We start from the raw sequence: 5,410 nt of genomic DNA, 5'->3' as shown, positions 1-5,410 counted from the left end.
GTGCGCGTGTTGCTTGATATCTCAATAGCGTGTCTGTTTATTGATGCCATTTGTTTGAATGGCAAGTATACGGATGATACAGCAGTTTAATTTGCTGGTTGTTTGTTTATTTTGTCAGGATATTGTTTTTCATGTTTTTTCATGGAGAGTTTGATCCTGGCTCAGGACGAACGCTGGCGGCGTGCTTAACACATGCAAGTCGAACGATGACGGTGGTGCTTGCACCGCCTGATTAGTGGCGAACGGGTGAGTAACACGTGAGTAACCTGCCCTTCACTTCGGGATAACCTCGGGAAATCGTGGCTAATACCGGATATGAGTTCCTGCCGCATGGTGGGTGCTGGAAAGATTTATCGGTGAAGGATGGACTCGCGGCCTATCAGTTTGTTGGTGAGGTAATGGCTCACCAAGGCGATGACGGGTAGCCGGCCTGAGAGGGCGACCGGCCACACTGGGACTGAGACACGGCCCAGACTCCTACGGGAGGCAGCAGTGGGGAATATTGCACAATGGGCGAAAGCCTGATGCAGCGACGCCGCGTGGGGGATGACGGCCTTCGGGTTGTAAACCCCTTTCAGTAGGGAAGAAGCGAAAGTGACGGTACCTGCAGAAGAAGCGCCGGCTAACTACGTGCCAGCAGCCGCGGTAATACGTAGGGCGCAAGCGTTGTCCGGAATTATTGGGCGTAAAGAGCTCGTAGGTGGCTTGTCGCGTCTGCCGTGAAAACCCGAGGCTCAACCTCGGGCGTGCGGTGGGTACGGGCAGGCTAGAGTGTGGTAGGGGAGACTGGAACTCCTGGTGTAGCGGTGAAATGCGCAGATATCAGGAAGAACACCGATGGCGAAGGCAGGTCTCTGGGCCATTACTGACACTGAGGAGCGAAAGCATGGGTAGCGAACAGGATTAGATACCCTGGTAGTCCATGCCGTAAACGTTGGGCACTAGATGTGGGGGACATTCCACGTTTTCCGCGTCGTAGCTAACGCATTAAGTGCCCCGCCTGGGGAGTACGGCCGCAAGGCTAAAACTCAAAGGAATTGACGGGGGCCCGCACAAGCGGCGGAGCATGCTGATTAATTCGATGCAACGCGAAGAACCTTACCAAGGCTTGACATGCACCGGGCGATCCCAGAGATGGGGTTTTCTTCGGACTGGTGCACAGGTGGTGCATGGTTGTCGTCAGCTCGTGTCGTGAGATGTTGGGTTAAGTCCCGCAACGAGCGCAACCCTTGTTCTATGTTGCCAGCACGTGATGGTGGGGACTCATAGGAGACTGCCGGGGTCAACTCGGAGGAAGGTGGGGACGACGTCAAATCATCATGCCCCTTATGTCTTGGGCTTCAAGCATGCTACAATGGTCGGTACAATGGGTTGCGAAACTGTGAGGTGGAGCGAATCCCAAAAAGCCGGCCTCAGTTCGGATTGGGGTCTGCAACTCGACCCCATGAAGTCGGAGTCGCTAGTAATCGCAGATCAGCAACGCTGCGGTGAATACGTTCCCGGGCCTTGTACACACCGCCCGTCAAGTCACGAAAGTCGGTAACACCCGAAGCCAGTGGCCCATCCTCGTGAGGGAGCTGTCGAAGGTGGGATCGGTGATTGGGACTAAGTCGTAACAAGGTAGCCGTACCGGAAGGTGCGGCTGGATCACCTCCTTTCTAAGGAGCATCACCAATTATGGTGGCCATTTTCTTGCCCGAGTGTGGTGGGGATGGTTGCTCAAGGGTGGAACATCAATGAATGGGCACTTCGCCTGCCGGCGGGTTTCTCCAGTACGGCTCTCTTTTGAGGGTCTGGAACGGGAACGGTCCGGTGGGTTCGAGGTGGAGACACGCTATTGGGTTGTGAGGCTGCACGCAGCCCCGACGGGGCCTGCCTTCGGGTGGGTCTTTTGTGGGGTGTGTGGCTGGTCCTCCCTTGCATCGCTTCCGCGTTTTTGCGGGGTGGTGTGGGTGTGGGGTTGTTTTTTGAGAACTGCATAGTGGACGCGAGCATCTTGTAAGCAATATTTGTAGAGCGCGAAGAGTCTTTGTGTTGCCGTAAGTTTTAAAGGGCGCACGGTGGATGCCTTGGCAAGAGGAGCCGACGAAGGACGTGGGAGTCTGCGTTAAGCCTCGGGGAGTTGACAACCAAACTGTGATCCGAGGATGTCCGAATGGGGAAACCCACCACGAGTCATGTCGTGGTACCCGCCACTGAATGTATAGGTGGTGTGGAGGGAACGCGGGGAAGTGAAACATCTCAGTACCCGCAGGAAGAGAAAACAATAGTGATTCCGTGAGTAGTGGCGAGCGAAAGCGGAGGAGGCTAAACCAGGTCTGTGTGATACCCGGCAGGGGTTGCAGGCCTGGGGTTGTGGGACGTATCAGAACTGTCTGCCGGCGGTTCGGCGTGGACGTGCAGTGGTAGTCGAAGTCGTGGTGAGTGCGATGGCGTAGAGGGTGTGACCCCCGTAGACGAAACTGCTGCATGGCGTGATGCTGTTCCCGAGTAGCACCGGGCCCGTGAAATCCGGTGTGAATCTGCCAGGACCACCTGGTAAGCCTGAATACTACCTCTTGACCGATAGCGGACAAGTACCGTGAGGGAAAGGTGAAAAGCACCCCGGGAGGGGAGTGAAATAGTACCTGAAACCGTGCGCTTACAATCCGTCGGAGCCTTTTGGGGTGACGGCGTGCCTTTTGAAGAATGAGCCTGCGAGTTAGTGGTCGGTGGCGAGGTTAACCCGTGTGGGGTAGCCGTAGCGAAAGCGAGTCTGAACGGGGCGTTCAGTCGCCGGCTCTAGACCCGAAGCGAAGTGATCTATCCATGGGCAGTGTGAAGCGCGGGTAAGACCGCGTGGAGGCGCGAACCCACTTCAGTTGAAAATGGAGGGGATGACCTGTGGATAGGGGTGAAAGGCCAATCAAACTTCGTGATAGCTGGTTCTCCCCGAAATGCATTTAGGTGCAGCGTTGCGTGTTTCGTACCGGAGGTAGAGCACTGGATAGGCGATGGGCCCCACCGGGTTACTGACCTTAGCCAAACTCCGAATGCCGGTACGTGAGAGCGCAGCAGTGAGACTGTGGGGGATAAGCTTCATAGTCGAGAGGGAAACAGCCCAGAACATCAGCTAAGGCCCCTAAGCGTGTGCTAAGTGGAAAAGGATGTGGAGTTGCTGAGACAACCAGGAGGTTGGCTTAGAAGCAGCCACCCTTGAAAGAGTGCGTAATAGCTCACTGGTCAAGTGATTCTGCGCCGACAATTTAGCGGGGCTCAAGCACACCGCCGAAGCTGTGTCACTCAGACCGTGTGTCTGGGTGGGTAGGGGAGCGTCGTACAGCCAGCGAAGCCGCGGGGGAACCCAGTGGTGGAGGCTGTACGAGTGAGAATGCAGGCATGAGTAGCGAAAGACGGGTGAGAAACCCGTCCGCCGATTGATCAAGGGTTCCAGGGCCAGGTTTATCCGCCCTGGGTTAGTCGGGACCTAAGGCGAGGCCGACAGGCGTAGTCGATGGACATCGGGTTGATATTCCCGAACCGATCGTAGGAGGACCCATACCGAGGCAGTCGATGCTAACCACCCGAGCTGTTCCCATACCCTTCGGGGTGTGGAGAGTGGTGAGGCTGGGAACCAAGGTTGTAGTAGGTCAGCGCGAGGAATGACGCAGAGAGGTAGCTTCCGCGGACTTAATGGAATAGTCCGTCTAAGCGTGCAGCCCGGTCCTGGGTAATGCTGGGGCCATGAGGGTGAGACGTGATGGGGATCCCGTATGGGCGTAGGTGAGTGATCCTGTACTGCCAAGAAAAGTTCCGGCGTGACGAATACGGTCGCCCGTACCCTAAACCGACTCAGGTGATCAGGTAGAGAATACCGAGGCGTTCGAGAGAATCGTGGTTAAGGAACTCGGCAAAATGCCCCCGTAACTTCGGGAGAAGGGGGGCCCGAACCGTGAGAGCGGTGAGGGCCGCAGAGACCAGGGAGAAGCGACTGTTTACTAAAAACACAGGTCCGTGCGAAGTCGTAAGACGCTGTATACGGACTGACGCCTGCCCGGTGCTGGAAGGTTAAGAGGACCGGTTAGAGCTCTTCGGAGTTCGAAGCTGAGAATTTAAGCCCCAGTAAACGGCGGTGGTAACTATAACCATCCTAAGGTAGCGAAATTCCTTGTCGGGTAAGTTCCGACCTGCACGAATGGCGTAACGACTTCTCCACTGTCTCAACCGCGAACTCGGCGAAATTGCATTACGAGTAAAGATGCTCGTTACGCGCAGCAGGACGGAAAGACCCCGGGACCTTTACTATAGTTTGATATTGGTGTTCGGGACGGCTTGTGTAGGATAGGTGGGAGACTGGGAAGCATTCACGCTAGTGAGTGTGGAGTCATTGTTGAAATACCACTCTGGTCGTTCTGGATTCCTAACCTCGGTCCGTGATCCGGATCAGGGACAGTGTCTGATGGGTAGTTTAACTGGGGCGGTTGCCTCCTAAAGAGTAACGGAGGCGCTCAAAGGTTCCCTCAGCCTGGTTGGCAATCAGGTGTCGAGTGTAAGTGCACAAGGGAGCTTGACTGCGAGACAGACATGTCGGGCAGGTGCGAAAGCAGGAACTAGTGATCCGGCACCTCATTGTGGAATGGGTGTCGCTCAACGGATAAAAGGTACCCCGGGGATAACAGGCTGATCTTGCCCAAGAGCTCATATCGACGGCATGGTTTGGCACCTCGATGTCGGCTCGTCGCATCCTGGGGCTGGAGTTGGTCCCAAGGGTTAGGCTGTTCGCCTATTAAAGCGGTACGCGAGCTGGGTTTAGAACGTCGTGAGACAGTTCGGTCCCTATCCGCTGCGCGCGTTGGATATTTGAGAAGTCCTGTCCCTAGTACGAGAGGACCGGGATGGACTGACCTCTGGTGTGCCAGTTGTTCTGCCAAGGGCATGGCTGGTTGGCTACGTCGGGAAGGGATAACCGCTGAAAGCATCTAAGCGGGAAGCCTGCTTCGAGATGAGATATCCATACACCCTTTGGGTGTGAGAGGCCCCCAGTAGATGACTGGGTTGATAGGCCAGATGTGGAAGCACAGCAATGTGTGGAGCTGACTGGTACTAATGGCTGATGACTTACAACAACATTTCTTCATGCTTGTTGTTTACTGTGTGTGTTTGCGTCCACTGTGCGGTTCTCGAGAAACAACCTCGACAGCCCGGGTTCTATTGCTCGGGGTGTGAGGGTCTGTGGGTCTCATCGTGTTACGGCGGTCATAGCGTCGAGGAAACGCCCGGTTCCATTCCGAACCCGGAAGCTAAGCTCGATTGCGCCGATGGTACTGCACTCGGGAGGGTGTGGGAGAGTAGGTCGCCGCCGGACATCTTCACTGGGAGTGGAGGAGTGCTGGAACCCCTGCGGGGTGTTCGCCTCCTCCACTCCCTTTTT

Annotated in this window: 3 rRNA genes; all 3 read left to right on the top strand. The window is 55.8% G+C overall.

Going from position 1 to position 5,410, the window contains the following annotated elements:
• Positions 1 to 138: 138 nt before the first annotated feature.
• The 3 genes from ACHUEU_RS16350 (at position 139) to rrf (ending at position 5,344) form a co-directional block, all read left to right on the top strand.
• A 16S ribosomal RNA gene (locus ACHUEU_RS16350) occupies positions 139 to 1,658 on the top strand.
• A 379-nt stretch (positions 1,659 to 2,037) separates the two neighbouring features.
• Positions 2,038 to 5,105, top strand: a 23S ribosomal RNA gene (locus ACHUEU_RS16345).
• A gap of 122 nt (positions 5,106 to 5,227) precedes the next feature.
• Positions 5,228 to 5,344: ribosomal RNA gene (gene rrf, locus ACHUEU_RS16340) — 5S ribosomal RNA — on the top strand.
• Together the 16S, 23S and 5S rRNA genes form the textbook arrangement of a ribosomal RNA operon.
• The last annotated feature ends 66 nt before the right edge of the window (positions 5,345 to 5,410 follow it).

The sequence above is a fragment of the Brachybacterium vulturis genome, from assembly GCF_043641765.1.
GTDB classification, from domain to species: domain Bacteria; phylum Actinomycetota; class Actinomycetes; order Actinomycetales; family Dermabacteraceae; genus Brachybacterium; species Brachybacterium vulturis_A.
The sequence above is the reverse complement of the archived record's forward strand: the minus strand, read 5'-3'. Positions and strand labels throughout refer to the sequence as shown.